This is a genomic window from Burkholderia sp. E168m23 (genome assembly GCF_016586125.1).
Classification (GTDB): domain Bacteria; phylum Pseudomonadota; class Gammaproteobacteria; order Burkholderiales; family Burkholderiaceae; genus Burkholderia; species Burkholderia orbicola.
This window is the reverse complement of sequence record NZ_BCPP01001202.1, coordinates 1-1,756: the sequence shown is the minus strand read 5'-3', so window position 1 is coordinate 1,756 and position 1,756 is coordinate 1. Positions and strand designations below refer to the sequence as shown.

Here is a 1,756-nt window from a genome sequence, read left to right as displayed (position 1 = left end):
ATGGGCGGTAGTTTACCGAAAACCCGTGGGTCTCGCCGGCCTTGGGACGGGGACGGATCGCCGGTATCCGTCGGATGAAACGATGGTCAGACGGTGCGCCAGCCGTCGTGCAGCAGCGCGTTGACGCGTTCGCGCAGCCGGGACAGCCCGCCGAGCGCGACTTCCCGCGGCGGCCGCGACACCGAGAACGCGACGCGTGCGCCCTCGCGCCCTTCCGCGCTGAGCCACAGCCGCTCGCCGCGGCGCAGCTTCAGCGTCTCGCCGTCGGCGAGGAAGTAGTCGTCGACGTCGTTGCTGCGCGTCGCCCAGACCGGCCCGCACTGGACGATCAGCCGCGTGCTGCGTTGCACCTTCATCGGCACGGTCTCGCCGGGGGGAATTTCGAAGGTGATGCTTGAAGAGATTTCTTGCATGATCGACTCCGCCAATAAGTGCTTCGATGACTACAATCCTAGTCACTTGAAGGTGTCCGACCAAACGACCAATTTTCACGTCGATGTGAGGAAAATTAGCAAATGGACCTCCGCCAGCTGCCGGCGCTGAACGCGATTCGCGCGTTCGAAGCCGCCGCCCGCCACGAGAACTTCTCGCGCGCCGCCGACGAGCTGTTCGTCACGCACGGCGCGGTCAGCCACCAGGTGCGCGCGCTCGAGGAAGAGCTCGGCGTGCAGCTGTTCACGCGCAACGGCAAGCGGCTGTGCCTGACCGACGCCGGCATGCGCTACGCGCAGCAGATCCGCACCGCGCTGATGGTGATCGCCGACGCGACGCGCGACGTGCGCGCGAGCGACCGCGACCGGCGGCTGGTGGTGTCGATGCTGTCGTCGTTCGCCGCGCGCTTCATCACGCCGCGCATCGGCACGTTCATCGAGCGGCATCCGGAAATCGACGTCGAGCTGCAGTCGACCAATTCGCTGACCGATTTCGCGCGCGACGACGTCGATCTCGCGATCCGCTTCGGCTTCGGCAGCTATCCGGGGCTCCACGTGGAGCCGCTGTTCGAGGAGGTGTTCTTTCCGGCGTGCGCGCCGACGCTGAACGGCGGCAAGCTGCCGCAGACGCCCGCCGATCTCGTGCACTACCCGCTGCTGCGCTCGGACGACGAGCTGTGGCGGCCGTGGTTCGACGCGGCCGGGCTCGATACGCTGACCGAGCCGAAACGGGGGATTCTGTACCAGGATTCGTCGAACCTGCTGCTGGCCGCGATCGAGGGCCAGGGCATCGCGCTGGTGCGCCGCTCGCTCGCGGTGCACGACCTGCTCGACGGGCGCATCGTGCGCCTGTTCGACATCGACGGGCCGAGCCCGTGGCACTATTTTTTCGTGTGCCCGCCGCCGCTGCTGAACACGCCGCGCGTGCAGGCGTTCCGGACCTGGCTGTTCGAGGAAGTGGCCGAATACAAGCGGCTGTGCGACGAGCTGGACGCGCGGCGCGCGGCGGGGAAATGCCCCGCCGAGTGCGCGCTGGAGGGAGGATGGAAAGGGATCAGCGGCCGTTTGCGCTGATCCCGGACGCCGGAACGAGCGCTTAAAGGACGACCTTGACCATCGGATGGCCGGTCAGCGCACGGTAGATGTTGTCGAGCTGTTCCTGGCTCGTCGCGCGCACGGTGATCGTGAGGCCCGTGTAATTGCCGCCGCTCGACGCACGCTCCTCGATCTTCTCGACGTCGATCTCGTTGTCGTGAACGGCCACGACCTTGAAGATCGTGTCCTTGAATTCGGGGTGCGCCTTGCCCATGATCTTGATCGGGAAA

3 protein-coding genes are annotated in these 1,756 nt (G+C 66.5%); 1 reads left to right on the top strand and 2 read right to left on the bottom strand.

Going from position 1 to position 1,756, the window contains the following annotated elements; genetic code table 11:
• Window positions 1-86: 86 nt before the first annotated feature.
• Window positions 87-413 (bottom strand): DUF2917 domain-containing protein, encoded by a 327-nt coding sequence (locus JMF90_RS35680; protein ID WP_077180412.1) that lies wholly within the window; start codon window positions 411-413, stop codon window positions 87-89.
• 102 nt (window positions 414-515) lie between these two features.
• On the opposite strand from JMF90_RS35680, the gene JMF90_RS35675 reads away from it, so the two are divergent.
• Window positions 516-1,505, top strand: coding sequence for a transcriptional regulator GcvA (locus JMF90_RS35675; RefSeq protein ID WP_006485238.1), 990 nt, complete (start codon window positions 516-518; stop codon window positions 1,503-1,505).
• Window positions 1,506-1,527: 22 nt separating this feature from the next.
• Here JMF90_RS35675 and JMF90_RS35670 read toward each other — a convergent pair.
• On the bottom strand, window positions 1,528-1,756 hold a 229-nt coding region (locus JMF90_RS35670; protein WP_201326214.1), incomplete at its 5' end, for a DUF493 family protein.

Bases quoted from the DNA above. Each gene is read 5' to 3' on its own strand.
- JMF90_RS35680 (WP_077180412.1), bottom strand. From the start codon at position 413: ATGCAAGAAATCTCTTCAAGCATCACCTTCGAAATTCCCCCCGGCGAG.
- JMF90_RS35675 (WP_006485238.1), top strand. From the start codon at position 516: ATGGACCTCCGCCAGCTGCCGGCGCTGAACGCGATTCGCGCGTTCGAA.